This is a genomic window from Mucilaginibacter mallensis (assembly GCF_900105165.1).
GTDB lineage: Bacteria > Bacteroidota > Bacteroidia > Sphingobacteriales > Sphingobacteriaceae > Mucilaginibacter > Mucilaginibacter mallensis.
Genome location: NZ_LT629740.1, coordinates 1,807,087 through 1,821,377, shown reverse-complemented (window position 1 = coordinate 1,821,377; position 14,291 = coordinate 1,807,087). Strand labels below are relative to the sequence as shown.

Genomic DNA, 14,291 nt, shown 5'->3' with positions numbered 1-14,291 from the left:
TATATATTCTACAGCTTATTTAATTCATCAACCAGCATCTTACTTACCTTATTAAAATAGCGCTTTACACCATACCCCATTACGCATTGTACACCACGGGTAGCATTGGTTAAAAACACTTCATCGGCCTCGTATAATATATCGGGGTTAATTTGTGCTTCAGTTACTCCTATATTATTTTCAAGAGCGATTTTAATAATTACCTGCCGCATTATCCCTTCAACACAGCCCTCGCTTAATGCAGGGGTATATAAATGGTTTTGATACCACACAAATACGTTGGAGCTACCTGCCTCGCACAAAAATCCATTCTGATTTAGTAAAAAAACCTCGTCCAGCTTATTCTGGGCTTTAAAAATACCTGCCATTACATAGGTAAGCGAATTACAGGTTTTTATGTTCGATAAATAATTAGATGGCTTGGGCAGATCGGTAAAAATATCCATGATTAAACCTTTGCTATTCAAAAAATAGCGGGGCTCCTCAACGGGTGTTAGTTCAAGACAATAACCCATCCTGTTTTGGGTAGGCATATATAAACCCTCAGCATCGCGAAAAACGGTTAAACGCAGGCGGGCATGTTTGGCTTTGTTTCTTAAAGCCAGTTCTTCAGCCAGTTCCTTCAAAAACCAGGCATCCATTTGCGAGTAACCATCAATCTTAAGCGCTTTCATTCCGCGCTGCAAACGATCTGCATGCAGGTCGGCAAATTTGAGCTGCCCCTTCATCAGGCGCATGCTCTCAAACAAACCATCCCCATACCGGAATCCCCGGTTGGCTACGCTTAATAATTTGGTATCTGCAGGTACTATTTCCCCGTTAAAATTTATAAATGTCATCTTCAGATATGAGATTTGAGAACAAAAGTAGTTGTTTAAAGTTCTGCCTAATGTCAGAATCGATTAATTGGCCGGGAGATATTTTCTATCTCAAATCTAATGTCTCATGTCTGTGCAGTTGCATATTTCTGCCATTTTTGTAAAACCATTTCAAAGTCCTGTGGCAGCGGGGCTTCAAAAAACATACGTTTTCTTAATGTAGGGTGCACAAAGCCTAAGGTTTGCGCATGCAGGGCCTGCCGGGGCATTATCTCAAAACAATTCTCAACAAATTGTTTGTATTTGCTGAATACGGTGCCTTTCAATATCTTATCACCGCCATAGGTAGCATCGCTAAACAAAGGGTGACCAATATACTTCATATGCGCACGTATCTGGTGTGTACGGCCGGTTTCCAACTGGCATTCTATCAGCGTAACATAATTAAGGCGTTCAAGCACTTTATAATGCGTTACAGACCATTTTCCTTTCTCTGGATCATCATATATCGACATTACCCTCCTATCGGCAACGCTGCGGCCTATATAGCCGGTAACGGTTCCGTCCTGCTCCAAGTCGCCCCAAACCAGGGCTAAATATTTGCGGGTGATAGTATGCTCATAAAACTGGCGGGCGAGCCAGGTCATGGCGCGTTCATTTTTACTAATGAGCAACAGGCCTGATGTATCTTTATCAATACGGTGTACTAATCCTGGCCTGCCTTCATTACCCGGCAGGGTTGGTAATTGCTGAAAATGAAACACCAGCGCGTTTACCAAAGTGCCTGTATAATTATTATAACCCGGATGTACCACCATACCGGCAGCTTTGTTTACCACCAGCAGATCATCATCCTCATAAGTTATATTCAGGGGCAGATCTTCCGGGTAAACTTCTGTATCGCGCGGCGGGTGTGGTAGCACTACCGATATCACATCCAGTGGTTTAACTTTATAGCTCGATTTAATAGCCTTATCATTCACTAGCACATTACCCAGCTCAATAGCGTTCTGTATGCGGTTGCGGGAGGCATTCTCTACCCTGTGCATCAGGAACTTATCAATACGCAGCAACGACTGGCCCTTATCAACCACTATGCGTAGGTGCTCGTATAGGTCCTGTTCGTCCTGCTCGTTTATTTCCGCGTCATCAATCATTGGCGCAAAAGTAAACGTTTTACCGTAACTTTACTTTCCCGATGCCCACATACAAAAGTTTTTAATGAATATTGAACTTGAAATTTTCAGTCCCGTTCATCAGCTAAAAAATGAATTGTTTGACAAACAAGATCTAAAGGTTTTTATTAAGCGTGATGATCTCATCCACCCCCTGATTTCAGGCAATAAATGGCGCAAGCTAAAATATATCCTCAAAAAAGCATCCGACCAAAATAAAACCCACCTGGTAACCTTTGGCGGGGCCTACTCAAATCATTTACTGGCAACAGCGGCAGCTGCTGCAAAATTTGGTTTTAAAGCGACAGGCATTGTGCGCGGCGAAGAAGTTGAAAACGACACCTTGTTTTTATGCAAGCTGCATGGCATGCAATTAATTTTTGTTGAGCGGGAAAGCTACCGTGATAAACCTTCCCTGTTTAATAAATATTTTGCCGATGATGACGAAGCAATATTCATAGATGAAGGCGGCGCATCAGCCGAAGGCGCCAATGGCTGCGCCGAACTGGTTGATGAACTTACCGAAATTTACGATCATATCTTTTGCGCTTGCGGAACAGGTACAACCGCAGCGGGCATTATCAACGGCTTGCAAAAGCATCAGTTGAATACTGAATTTCATGCCATACCTGTGTTTAAAAATGGCGGTTTTATTAAGGATGAGATCGACAGATTCCTAATTACCCCAGCAGATTATCAATTACATACTGATTATCACTTCGAAGGCTATGCCAAAACTAATACCGAGCTAATCAATTTTATTAAAACTTTCGTGGCTGATACAGGGATATTGATCGAACCTGTTTATACGGGTAAGATGCTGTATGCCTTGTATGACCTGGCTGCTAAGAATTACTTTAAACCGGGGAGTAAGATTTTGGCAATACATACAGGTGGATTGATGGGGTTACTAGGGATGAAAGAGAAATTTTAACTTTCCTTTACAAATAGCGGTGAACTTATCGCGTATAGGTGTCACCCTGAGCGATAGTCGAAGGGTGAGCGCAGAGGCCTTTGTCCGCATACTTCGACTACCGCTCAGTATGACACCCTTTTCTAAATCTTCGAACACCTTGGTTTGGGATTTTTACGAAGAAATTCCGCCATCCGCACATCTGCACATTTGAAATATGCACATCAAATCATCCCGACCAATTTCGCTTTTGGTACAAAAACCAACTTTAGTTAATTTAAAGTTACTTTTTTGCAATTCGGTTCAAAAACCGCCTAAATTATTGTTTTTGGGCGGTTTTTAGTAGATTTGTATAAACACCAATTGATATGTATAACCTCCTAGTTTCACCAGAAAATGTACGGGCTTCGTTACAAAAGCATGTACTGGCCGATGGCTTCGACCTCACTTTTGATATGGAAAAAAGTAAGGGCGTTTATATTTACGATGCTAAGTATAAAAGAACCCTGCTCGACTTTTTTACCTGCTTCGCTTCTGTGCCCCTAGGGTATAATCACCCTAAAATGGTGAACGACGAGGAGTTCAAAAAGAACCTGATGTTAGCGGCCCTGACCAACCCATCAAATTCCGATATCTACACCACGCAATATGCGCAATTTGTAGACACTTTCGACCGTGTGGGTATTCCTGATTACCTGCCGCATGCTTTCTTTATTGCAGGGGGTTCGCTGGCCATTGAGAACGCCTTAAAGGTGGCAATGGACTGGAAGGTACAGAAGAACTTCGCGAAAGGTTATACCAAGGAAAAAGGATTTAAAGTGATCCACTTTGAGCATGCTTTTCATGGCCGCTCGGGGTATACATTAAGCTTAACCAATACCCAGCCCAACAAAACCAAATGGTTTGCCAAATTCGATTGGCCGCGGGTATCATTCCCCTATATTAAATTCCCTTATTCTGATACAAATCACGAAGATCTGTTAAAGAGAGAAGAGTTATCCATCGCCCAAATAAAACAGGCCTTTGAGGATAATAAGGATGATATTTGCGCCATTATAGTTGAGCCCGTACAATCAGAAGGTGGTGATAACCATGCCCGCAAGGAGTTTATGGAAAAACTGCGCATATTGGCCGATGAAAATGAAGCCATGCTGATATATGACGAAATACAAACCGGTGTTGGCTTAACCGGCAAATTCTGGTGCCACGAGCATTTTGGCGAAAAAGCCAGACCTGATATCATCGCCTTTGGCAAAAAAATGCAGGTTTGTGGCATTCTGGCGAGCAGAAGAGTGGATGAGATTGAGGATAACGTTTTCAATGTATCATCGCGCATTAATTCAACATGGGGTGGTAGTTTGGTTGATATGGTACGCGCATCCAAAATTATGGATATTATTGAGGAGGATAACCTGTGTGATAACGCCGCGCAAATGGGTGAATATTTACAAAGCCAGCTGCTTGATATTGCAAGCCGCAACTCCATCATAACCAATGTACGCGGCAAAGGACTGTTGGCAGCTTTTGACTTTCCGGATAAAACCACCCGCGATAAGTTTATTAACGTAGGTATGGATAATAACGTAATGTATTTAGGCTGTGGAAATAATAGTATCCGCTTTAGGCCGGCACTTATTATTAATAAGAGCCATATTGATGAAGGGCTCACTATTCTTGAAAAAATAAGCGGTAAATTATAACTTTTGTAATAATATTGCTACAAGTCCCTGTTTTTGACCCAAACAGGGACTTTTTTATTTTTAAAAATACTATAATCGTTTGATAACGTTAGTTGTGTATTAAATACCGAAAATAATACTTTTTATTTCGGGCGTTAAATACCTTAACTATTACGCATTTTTGTACAGAAAATAGCATAATAACATATCAGCAATTATTATGAGCAAACACATCGACAAACTAAAGAAACAACTTGCAGAAATAGCAGAAGTTGTAAATTCATTTAAATCAGAAGCCGTTCAGTTAAAAATAGTTGAAAAACTATTAGATGTGATAATTGATACCGAGAGAAGCGAAACGGAAGGGGTTGAGCTATTTACTAAAAAGGGTAAGCAACGATCAGACGATCATGATAACGACTCCGTAAATGGCCGTAAAAAACCGGGCGCTACAAAAGTTTTAAACCAACTGCTAAGCACCGATTTCTTTTATACCCCACGCTCAATAGCCTCTATTGCTAATTATTGCAAGGATAATTTCGATTCGGAATTTAAAACTTCGGAGTTATCGGGCATATTACTGAAGCTTGCGAATGAGCATAAGCTGAGAAGAGAAAGAAGCCACGATAATAACAGGTATGAGTATGTTTCTCTTTAGTCATTAGTCTAAAGTCTTTAGTCCTAAGTCAAATTTTCATATCCGACTCATGACTCTAAAGACCTTCGTTCGACTTTGGACTAACAATTAACGCAGATCAAACAAACTATCTACTCCAAAAATCTTCTTTGATGTAAAGCCTTCAGCATATTTCACCTGGATGCTTTTGCCAAACTCCAGTCCCCTGCCATCTATTATCTTAATAAACTCAGGCGATGAAATATAGGTTTGAGGCTCTCCTTTCCATTCGGGATTATAAAACTGCGATCCATAAGCCATTACACTATCAATCTTTTTATCCCAATAATCGGTAACATCTATTACTACATTAGGCTGAATGTATTGATCCTGAATAAAATGCAGTAATAAATGAGGTCGCCATGCTTGCTGCAGTTCACCCTCAAAATAAGTTTCTATTTTCCTGAGGCCCGATAAAAAAGTCGAGGTTTCAACCAGGTCGCTTGCACGCCCATGATCTGGGTGGCGGTCATAATGCGCATTGGTTATTATAATATCCGGCTGATATTTGCGGATCACTTCAATTACCTTTAACTGATATTCCTTGGTATTTTCAAAAAAGCCATCCGGTAATTCAAGATTATCCCGCAGTGTAAGCCCTAAAATCTCGGCTGCTGCCGCGGCTTCCTGCGCCCGTATCTCAGCTGATCCCCTGGTGCCCAGTTCTCCCCTGGTAAGGTCAACAATACCAACTTTTTTACCTAAGGCTATATGTTTTAAAATAGTACCGCCGCAGCCAAGTTCGGCATCATCCGGGTGTACGGGTAAAACCAGTATATCTAATTTAGTCATAAAATAAATTCAGTAATTACGTTTTTGCGGTAAGCAAACGCTCTATCTTTTTCCTGATCTTTGATGATGTAGGTTTAGTGAACGGAAAATAAAAATCAGTTATTAAGCCTGTTTTATCAATCAAAAACTTGTGGAAGTTCCAACGGGGTACAGAGTTGAGCTTGCCATTTTGCTTTTTATCGGCAAAAAACTTGTATAAAGGGTGCGCATACGGGCCTCTAACCCTTATCTTATCAAAAACAGGGAAGTTTGAACCATAGCTCTCACAAAAAGCGCCTATTGCCTCACCGTCCAAAGGTTCCTGCCCGCCAAAGTCATTTGATGGGAATGCAAGTATCTCAAAGTCACGGCCTGTAAATGCGTTTTTTAATGCTGCGAGGTCTTTTAGCTGGGGCGTAAAACCGCATTGGGAAGCGGTGTTAACTATTAATAGCACTTTATCCTTATATCCCTCCAGGCTTATCTCTTCACCGTCTAATTTTTGAACATCAAACTGATAGATGCTTTTGCTATCCATTATTAATTTTTAACAGAATCATAACCCGCTTGCTGAAGAATTGTTTCGATGTCCCGTTCTTCGTCCGGGTCGTACGTTTCTTTCAGGTTATGACCAAATATTTTGGCTACTGATTGCAGCATAAAAGCATCCAATCCGCCTTTTAATTGTGTAACTAACTCATAGCTGGTATTGCCGGTTTCCCTGTCAATCAGCTTAATTAAAACCTCACCCTGACTTATTGTCAGGTTCTCTATCTCTTTCTTAAATAAATCTTTTATCTGATCATTACAAGTAGTTATGAGCTGCTTTTGTTTGTGTTTATCGGCCGTAAGCGCCAGGTCACGTTGTAACTGCCTGTATCTCTGGCCCGCGAAGTGTGCGTATGGTATTACTTTATGTACATTATATACCAATCGGTTATAAGCATCCCTGTCAGCCTGGCTTTTAAACACACGCACATCACGAATATTAACCTGCTCGGTAACTATCCAGGGCACATATTCACCATCAAGAACAGTCATGTATGTTCTTATGGTATCATTTTTGCCTAATTTAGTTGGTGCAGGTTTTGGCGTTTGGGCCTTAACAACTCCAACCGCACAGCAAAACAGAATAAGGATACCAATAAATTTCATAATTTTACCTAATACAAAAATAATGCATTTTATTTTGTATTTTACAATTACCTGTTATTTATAATTTTGGTTACAAGTATATTACATTGCTTTTTGTTACGGAGAGATAGATGAAAGAGTTAGTGATTGATCTGGAAGTTGAAAAAAACGAGATATTAAAAAGATACCGCGCTTTGTTACGCGCGTGTAAATCTACCCTTGAAAAAGGTGATAAACGCATGATACGCAAGGCGTTTGATATGGCATTGGAAAGCCATGCAGCCATGCGCCGCAAATCAGGCGAGCCATATATATACCACCCTATTGCAGTAGCGCAAATTGCTGCCGAAGAAATTGGTTTGGGTACTACATCAATTGTGTGTGCCCTGCTGCATGATGTGGTGGAGGATACTGATGTTACGCTGGAGGATATTGAAAGGGAATTTGGTAAAAAGGTAGCCATGATCATTGATGGCTTAACCAAAATATCGGGCGTTTTTGATACCAACAGCTCATTACAGGCCGAGAATTTCCGTAAAATGCTGCTTACCCTGGCTGATGATGTGAGGGTGATACTAATTAAGCTGGCCGATCGCCTGCATAACATGCGTACCATGGAGTTTATGCCGCGCGATAAGCAGCTAAAACTTTCATCAGAAACTGTTTACCTGTATGCTCCCCTCGCCCACCGCTTGGGTTTATATGCCATAAAATCAGAGCTTGAGGATCTTTCCATGAAATATATGGAAAGGGAAACCTATCAGTTCATTAAAAATAAGCTGAATGAGAAAAAGGCTGAACGGGAGAAATTTATCCGTGATTTTATTGAACCGGTTAGAAAGGTAGTTGACGGGCAAGGGCTTTCAGCTGATATATTCGGCAGGCCGAAATCTATCCACTCTATCTGGAACAAGATGAAAAAGAAGTCGATACCCTTTGAGGAGGTATACGACTTATTTGCCATCCGGATAATACTGGACAGCACACCGGAAAACGAAAAGGCCGACTGTTGGAAGGCATACTCCATAATTACCGACCTGTACAGGCCAAACCCCGACAGGCTGCGCGACTGGATATCATCGCCAAAGGCAAATGGTTACGAATCGCTGCATACAACTGTTATGGGGCCGCGCGGCCAATGGGTTGAGGTGCAGATACGCACCACGCGCATGAATGAGATTGCCGAAAAAGGCTTTGCCGCACATTGGAAATATAAAGAATCATCAACCGATAGCGGACTGGACCTGTGGGTGCAAAAAGTAAGGGACCTGCTTAAAAATCCTGACTCAAATGCATTAGACTTTTTGGATGATTTTAAGATGAATCTTTTCTCTGATGAGATCTTCATTTTTACGCCAAAAGGCGCGCTTATTCAATTGCCGCTAAATGCAACCTCGCTCGATTTTGCTTTTGAGATACATACTGATGTGGGCGCAAGCTGTATCGGCGCCAAGGTGAACCATAAACTGGAACCGCTGAACTACAAGTTACAGAACGGCGACCAGGTGGAGATCATCACATCAAGCAAGCAAACCCCTAAGGAGGATTGGCTGAATTTTGTGGTTACCGCCAAGGCTAAAGCCAAGATAAAATCAGCATTAAAAGAAGAAAAACGCAAGATTGCCGAAACCGGCAAGGAGATATTGGAGCGTAAGCTTAAATCGTTAAAGATCACCTATAACTCCGAAAATATACATAAGCTGAGCTATTATTTCAAGCTGCCATCAACGCTCGACATGTTTTATAACGTGGCCAAAGGCCTTATTGACATGAAGGACCTGAAAGAGTATCAGGCATCAGAAAAAATAGTTGAAAACAAACCGCCTGACAGAATAGAGGTTGAGCAGGTACAAAGCCTGATCAGGAGTATTAAAGCCAAGGACAGTGATATGTTGCTGATTGGCGAGGATATGCAGAAGATTGACTACAAGCTGGCCAATTGCTGTAACCCTATCCCTGGCGATGATGTATTTGGCTTTGTTACCGTGAGCGATGGCATAAAAATCCACCGTACCAACTGCCCTAATGCCGCTAAACTAATGGCCAATTATGGCTACCGTATAGTAAAAGCTCGCTGGACCAATCAGCAGGAACTGGCATTTTTAACTGGCTTGCGTATTACCGGCATTGATGATGTTGGCTTAATAAACCAATTAACTACCGTAATATCCAACGATTTTAAGGTAAATATGCGATCAATTACTGTTGACAGCGATAATGGTATTTTTGAAGGTACTATTATGGTTTATGTAAATGACACCCATCACCTTGATAACCTGACCAAGAAATTAAAAACCGTAAAAGGTGTTACTTCCGTTACCCGCTTTGATTCGGCGGTGGAAAAAGCATCTTGATGTTGATTGGTGAATGGTTGATTAAGTGAATGGTTTAAAAACTACTCACCTAATCAACTCAATAAACCAATAACTAAAATTATCATTAACTTTACCCCTGTTAATAATTTATTATGCAGCAAGTAGAAACCATTGCATTGGTTAAAAATATTTTTGAGGCTTACCTCGAAAATAAGAACCTCAGGAAAACCCCTGAACGTTTTGCTATACTCGAAGAAATTTACTCCCGTAGCGATCACTTTGATGTGGAATCATTATATATCCACATGAAAAATAAAAAATATCGTGTAAGCCGTGCTACGGTATATAATACCCTGGAATTACTGGTATCGTGCGACCTGGTTACCAAGCACCAGTTTGGTAAAAACATGGCCCAGTTTGAGAAATCATACGGCTATAAACAGCATGATCACATCATTTGTATCAATTGCGGCAAGGTGGTTGAATTCTGCGATCCGCGTATTCAACAGATACAAAGCATGATGGGCGACCTGCTAAAATTTGAAATAAAACACCACTCTTTAAACTTATATGGTGATTGTGCAAAATTAAGAGCAGGTTTTTGTGACAGAAAAATATAACTTTGCCCCCTTTCATTAACATTCGATATAAAATTAATGGCTGTTGACGTATTATTAGGCCTCCAATGGGGCGATGAAGGTAAAGGGAAAATTGTTGACGTACTTAGTGCCGATTATGATCTGATCGCGCGCTTTCAAGGCGGACCGAACGCAGGGCACACCCTGGAGTTTGATGGTAAGAAATTTGTACTGAACACTATCCCTTCAGGCATATTTTTCAATAACACCCTAAACCTTATTGGTAATGGTGTGGTTATTGACCCTATTACCCTTAAAAAAGAAATAGAAAAATTGAAAGATGCCGGGCACGATCTTTTAGCGAAGAAAAACCTGGTTATAGCTAAAAAGGCACACCTTATTTTACCTACCCACCAACTGCTTGATGCAGCATCTGAAAAGAAAATGGGCGAAGGTAAGATCGGATCGACCTTAAAAGGTATTGGCCCAACTTATATGGACAAAACCGGGCGTAATGGCCTGCGTATTGGAGATATAACCCTGCCTGATTTTAAGGAACGCTACCAAAAGCTTGTTGATAAGCACGTATCAATGCTGCAATCCCTGTATGGTGATGTAGCTGATTTCTCTGAACGTGAAAAAGCATTCTTTGAAGCTGTAGATCTGATCAAACAATTCCCGCTGGTTGATTCTGAGCATTTGGTTAATGATTTTATTAAACAAGGCAAAAAAGTTTTAGCCGAAGGTGCGCAAGGTACTATGCTTGATATCGACTTTGGTTCATATCCGTTTGTTACTTCATCAAACACTACAACTGCAGGTGCATGTACCGGTTTAGGTATAGCGCCTAATAAAATTGGTGAGGTGATCGGCATTTTCAAGGCTTATTGCACACGCGTTGGCGGTGGCCCATTCCCTACTGAATTAAACGATGAAACCGGTGAAGAACTACGCCGTATAGGCCATGAATTTGGCGCTACCACAGGCAGGCCACGCCGTACCGGCTGGATAGATCTTCCTGCGTTAAAATATGCTATAATGCTTAACGGGGTTACCGAACTGGTAATGACAAAGGCTGATGTTTTAAGTGGTTTTGATAAGATCTACGCTTGCACTCACTATAACTATTTAGGCGAGGTTATCGATTATATGCCATATGATATATGCGCTGTTGAACCAATTCCGGTTTTAAAAGAAATTGATGGCTGGCACGAGGATATCACAGGCATTACTGAATTATCAGAAATACCTGCGAAATTGCAATCATACATCAAATTTTTAGAGCAGGAACTAGGTGTTCCGGTAAAATATTTATCAGTTGGACCGGACAGGGTTCAAACGTTGGAATTATATTAATAATTTCACTAAGGCTCGCGTCATTGCGAGATACGAAGCAATCTCTATACTGTACAAAGCGGATAGAAAGGCTTAGAATCTCCAATACCGACCTGCCTAAGTAGAGATTGCTTCGTACCTCGCAATGACGAGGGGCTATTTACAGGTTGATTAATTTGTAAAGTGATAACAAACACAAACGATCTTCAAAAATTCAAACAACAGGCCCTGCAATGGGCCTGTGTTTTTGATGCGGTTTGCTACCTGGATTCCAATAATTTCAATGATCCTTACTCCAAGTTTGATACGCTTATAGCCATTGGTGCAAGGCACGAACTGATAGCAGAATCAGGCAATGCTTTTGAGGCATTAGCCCAGTTTCGTGATGAAAATCAAGGTTGGATGACGGGCTTTTTCAGCTATGATCTGAAGAATGAACTGGAGCAATTAACTTCATCCAATACCGATCAGCTTGAATTTCCCGGCTCATATTTCTTTGTGCCGCAGTATCTCATCATTATAAAAGGTGATAAAATAGAGATACTGGCCGATGATTCTGCTTATGTTTTGGAGCAGATTGAGCAGCAATCGCTGAGTTTTCCACAACAATACCCTGCTTTAAATCTTCAATCCCGTTTTAGTAAAGATGAATATTTGAATGCAGCGGAGAAGATAAAACAGCATATCAGTCGTGGGGATATATATGTGACCAATTTTTGCCAGGAATTTTTTGCGGAGCATGCGGAGATTGATCCTTTAGCCACATTTTTAAAGCTGAACGCTATTTCGCCAAACCCTTTTGGTGGCTTTTTTAAGTGGAAGGGTAATTATATTCTATCAGCATCGCCCGAGCGCTTTTTGGCAAAACGGGGTAATAAGCTTATCTCCCAACCTATAAAAGGCACTGCAAAAAGAGGTAAAACTCAGCAGGAAGATGAGGCCATTAAACAACAATTAAGGACTCACACCAAGGAGTTACAGGAAAACGTAATGATAGTTGACCTGGTGCGCAATGACCTCACCAAATCAGCCAAACCGGGCACTGTTAAAACTGAGGAACTGTTCGGCATTTATAGCTTTAACCAGCTGCATCAAATGATATCGACAGTTGTGTGTGAACTGCAGGATGGCCTTTCAGTTATTGACGCCATAAGGCACAGCTTTCCGATGGGCAGCATGACCGGCGCGCCAAAGATCAGTGCTATGCGGCTGATGGAACAATACGAGCGCAGCAAAAGGGGCGTATACTCCGGCGCGATGGGCTATTTTAGTCCGGATAATGACTTTGATTTTAATGTGGTGATCCGCACATTACTATATAATTCAACTAAACACTATCTATCATTTCACACAGGCAGCGCTATCACCTACCATGCCAATGCAGAACAGGAATATAAAGAATGTTTATTAAAAGCGAAGGCTATTCTGGAAGCGCTGGGGCAACCCGCAGCTTATTAGTCATCCGAACACTAATATCCGAGCCATCAGCAAAAAAAACAGAGTATGGTTTTACACTTAAATAAGGCTCAAATTCTTTTCCATATAGACGAACAATATCACCCTCAAAAATACTGTCTTTAACTTCGGCTACCTGCCATGATATATGCTCAACCTGGTATTCCATGGTTAACTTATCACCTAATGCATTATAACCCCAGTAATGCTCAAAAATAAATTCCTCGGGGCTACCGGTTTGTATGGGTGTAAACGTATCGCTTACTATACCACCAAGTTTATTCCATTTGCCTTTTAATTTCCATTCGTATAAAAAATCAGTGTGATTCTTGCAGCAACGCGTGATGGAATGGCGCATAGGTAAGGCGCGGTAATGTTCATTATATAAATTATTGGCAATAAGAGCAATGAGGCTTTTAGGTACTATTTCACTAATAAAAACTGCTCCGCGTTTCCACTCCTTTCCATCAAAATGCTTTACATAAAAACGCAGGTTTACTTCTTCAAAGTTTATATGCTCTGGCCATTTTATGCCTAATACGCTGGTTTCTTTAAATAAAAAACCCACCATACTTACCAGGACTTTGCCTTGCCATAAGTCGAGAACGGTATAAGCCGGTAAATATGGTTTTAATATTTCCGGATCAACTTCGTAATTGAGCATCAACAGGTTTTTCCATTGTGCCTTTAAAAAACTGGAGGTGCTCATGCAGGGGTAACGCTTATTGAGCGCATATGTTTATCAGGTTGTTTTTCTCTTGAATAGATTCACTTTGGATTCTGTGCCTTTCAGCAAACGTTCAATATTTTTTTGGTGGGTAACTAATATCAGCAGGCACATACACATGCCATATATAATTACCGACCGTATATACATCGGGAAAACAAACGTTACGCAAATCGGGTAAGTAAAACCCGCTATAATCGAACCCAGGGATACATAACGGGTAATTAAAAGTACTGTAATAAATACGCCTACACACACTAAAGCGGCAGGTAAATTAATAGCCAATATCATCCCAAACAAAGTTGCTATACCCTTACCTCCCCTGAAACCTGCAAAAATTGGGAATAAGTGGCCCATTACCGCGGCAATACCTAATGCAAGCGCGTAATTAATATAAGCCGCAGAATTATAGGCACCTGTGGTTGATACCCCTATAAAAAAGGCAAGGTTGGTTGCCGTCCAGCCTTTTAAAATATCGATAAGCATTACCGGGATACCGGCTTTTTTCCCGAGTACCCTGAAGGTGTTTGTCGCGCCGGCGTTGCCGCTGCCATATTCACGTACATCCACATCAAAAAATGCACGCCCAATCCATACCGCAGTAGGGATCGATCCACACAGATAGGCCAGTATGAGCGCTGAAATCGGATAGATTGATATCATCTCACCACAATATTACTAAATTGAAATCATACTAAAATGATAAACTTAAATT

The 14,291-nt window shown here is 41.1% G+C and carries 14 protein-coding genes; 7 read left to right on the top strand and 7 right to left on the bottom strand.

Annotated elements, in window-relative coordinates; translation table 11 throughout:
- Window positions 1-8 precede the first annotated feature (8 nt).
- Entirely contained in the window at window positions 9-839 is an 831-nt protein-coding gene (locus BLU33_RS07390) for an aminotransferase class IV (RefSeq protein WP_317040563.1), read from the bottom strand.
- 104 nt (window positions 840-943) lie between these two features.
- Window positions 944-1,975, bottom strand: a complete 1,032-nt coding sequence (locus tag BLU33_RS07385; RefSeq protein WP_091370827.1) for an RluA family pseudouridine synthase — start codon at window positions 1,973-1,975, stop codon at window positions 944-946.
- A gap of 64 nt (window positions 1,976-2,039) precedes the next feature.
- Here BLU33_RS07385 and BLU33_RS07380 point away from each other — a divergent pair, with 64 nt between their 5' ends.
- The 3 genes from BLU33_RS07380 (at window position 2,040) to BLU33_RS07370 (ending at window position 5,243) form a co-directional block, all read left to right on the top strand.
- Window positions 2,040-2,927 carry a 1-aminocyclopropane-1-carboxylate deaminase/D-cysteine desulfhydrase gene (locus tag BLU33_RS07380; protein WP_091370824.1) on the top strand — a complete coding sequence of 296 codons (888 nt, stop codon included), beginning with the start codon at window positions 2,040-2,042 and terminating at the stop codon, window positions 2,925-2,927.
- A 347-nt stretch (window positions 2,928-3,274) separates the two neighbouring features.
- Window positions 3,275-4,606: an L-lysine 6-transaminase gene (gene lat / locus BLU33_RS07375; RefSeq protein WP_091370822.1), complete on the top strand. Its 1,332-nt coding sequence runs from the start codon at window positions 3,275-3,277 to the stop codon at window positions 4,604-4,606.
- A 199-nt stretch (window positions 4,607-4,805) separates the two neighbouring features.
- Window positions 4,806-5,243: a hypothetical protein gene (locus BLU33_RS07370; protein ID WP_091370820.1), complete on the top strand. Its 438-nt coding sequence runs from the start codon at window positions 4,806-4,808 to the stop codon at window positions 5,241-5,243.
- A gap of 87 nt (window positions 5,244-5,330) precedes the next feature.
- On the opposite strand, the gene bshB1 is transcribed toward BLU33_RS07370, so the two are convergent.
- From bshB1 to BLU33_RS07355, 3 genes are read right to left on the bottom strand one after another with little or no spacing between them, the layout of a single operon-like run.
- Window positions 5,331-6,053 carry a bacillithiol biosynthesis deacetylase BshB1 gene (gene bshB1 / locus BLU33_RS07365; protein WP_091370817.1) on the bottom strand — a complete coding sequence of 241 codons (723 nt, stop codon included), beginning with the start codon at window positions 6,051-6,053 and terminating at the stop codon, window positions 5,331-5,333.
- A 16-nt stretch (window positions 6,054-6,069) separates the two neighbouring features.
- Entirely contained in the window at window positions 6,070-6,570 is a 501-nt protein-coding gene (locus BLU33_RS07360) for a glutathione peroxidase (RefSeq protein ID WP_091370814.1), read from the bottom strand.
- A 2-nt stretch (window positions 6,571-6,572) separates the two neighbouring features.
- A complete protein-coding gene (locus BLU33_RS07355) occupies window positions 6,573-7,187 on the bottom strand; it encodes a DUF4294 domain-containing protein (protein ID WP_091370812.1) in 615 nt (204 codons plus the stop codon).
- Between the two features lie 110 nt (window positions 7,188-7,297).
- Between BLU33_RS07355 and BLU33_RS07350 the strand changes: the two genes are divergently transcribed.
- The 4 genes from BLU33_RS07350 to BLU33_RS07335 all read left to right on the top strand — a co-directional run bounded on the left by BLU33_RS07350 (window position 7,298) and on the right by BLU33_RS07335 (window position 12,852).
- Window positions 7,298-9,520: a RelA/SpoT family protein gene (locus BLU33_RS07350; RefSeq protein WP_091370809.1), complete on the top strand. Its 2,223-nt coding sequence runs from the start codon at window positions 7,298-7,300 to the stop codon at window positions 9,518-9,520.
- A gap of 113 nt (window positions 9,521-9,633) precedes the next feature.
- Window positions 9,634-10,101, top strand: a complete 468-nt coding sequence (locus BLU33_RS07345) for a Fur family transcriptional regulator (protein ID WP_091370807.1) — start codon at window positions 9,634-9,636, stop codon at window positions 10,099-10,101.
- 36 nt (window positions 10,102-10,137) lie between these two features.
- Window positions 10,138-11,415, top strand: coding sequence for an adenylosuccinate synthase (locus tag BLU33_RS07340; protein ID WP_091370805.1), 1,278 nt, complete (start codon window positions 10,138-10,140; stop codon window positions 11,413-11,415).
- Window positions 11,416-11,577: 162 nt separating this feature from the next.
- Window positions 11,578-12,852, top strand: coding sequence for an anthranilate synthase component I family protein (locus BLU33_RS07335; protein ID WP_091370804.1), 1,275 nt, complete (start codon window positions 11,578-11,580; stop codon window positions 12,850-12,852).
- Here BLU33_RS07335 and BLU33_RS07330 read toward each other — a convergent pair.
- Together BLU33_RS07330 and plsY are read right to left on the bottom strand one after the other, a co-directional pair.
- Complete coding sequence (locus BLU33_RS07330; protein WP_091370802.1) at window positions 12,815-13,558, bottom strand: YqjF family protein; 744 nt, start codon at window positions 13,556-13,558, stop codon at window positions 12,815-12,817. The genes BLU33_RS07335 and BLU33_RS07330 overlap by 38 nt on opposite strands.
- A 33-nt stretch (window positions 13,559-13,591) precedes the next feature.
- A complete protein-coding gene (gene plsY / locus BLU33_RS07325; RefSeq protein ID WP_091370800.1) occupies window positions 13,592-14,239 on the bottom strand; it encodes a glycerol-3-phosphate 1-O-acyltransferase PlsY in 648 nt (215 codons plus the stop codon).
- Window positions 14,240-14,291: the final 52 nt, after the last annotated feature.

Excerpts from the sequence above, each read along its gene's own strand:
- BLU33_RS07380 (WP_091370824.1), top strand. The coding sequence starts at position 2,040 with ATGAATATTGAACTTGAAATTTTCAGTCCCGTTCATCAGCTAAAAAAT.
- lat (WP_091370822.1), top strand. The coding sequence starts at position 3,275 with ATGTATAACCTCCTAGTTTCACCAGAAAATGTACGGGCTTCGTTACAA.
- BLU33_RS07330 (WP_091370802.1), bottom strand. The coding sequence starts at position 13,558 with ATGAGCACCTCCAGTTTTTTAAAGGCACAATGGAAAAACCTGTTGATG.
- BLU33_RS07385 (WP_091370827.1), bottom strand. The coding sequence starts at position 1,975 with ATGATTGATGACGCGGAAATAAACGAGCAGGACGAACAGGACCTATAC.
- BLU33_RS07370 (WP_091370820.1), top strand. The coding sequence starts at position 4,806 with ATGAGCAAACACATCGACAAACTAAAGAAACAACTTGCAGAAATAGCA.
- BLU33_RS07355 (WP_091370812.1), bottom strand. The coding sequence starts at position 7,187 with ATGAAATTTATTGGTATCCTTATTCTGTTTTGCTGTGCGGTTGGAGTT.
- BLU33_RS07340 (WP_091370805.1), top strand. The coding sequence starts at position 10,138 with ATGGCTGTTGACGTATTATTAGGCCTCCAATGGGGCGATGAAGGTAAA.
- BLU33_RS07350 (WP_091370809.1), top strand. The coding sequence starts at position 7,298 with ATGAAAGAGTTAGTGATTGATCTGGAAGTTGAAAAAAACGAGATATTA.
- BLU33_RS07390 (WP_317040563.1), bottom strand. The coding sequence starts at position 839 with ATGACATTTATAAATTTTAACGGGGAAATAGTACCTGCAGATACCAAA.
- BLU33_RS07360 (WP_091370814.1), bottom strand. The coding sequence starts at position 6,570 with ATGGATAGCAAAAGCATCTATCAGTTTGATGTTCAAAAATTAGACGGT.
- bshB1 (WP_091370817.1), bottom strand. The coding sequence starts at position 6,053 with ATGACTAAATTAGATATACTGGTTTTACCCGTACACCCGGATGATGCC.
- plsY (WP_091370800.1), bottom strand. The coding sequence starts at position 14,239 with ATGATATCAATCTATCCGATTTCAGCGCTCATACTGGCCTATCTGTGT.
- BLU33_RS07345 (WP_091370807.1), top strand. The coding sequence starts at position 9,634 with ATGCAGCAAGTAGAAACCATTGCATTGGTTAAAAATATTTTTGAGGCT.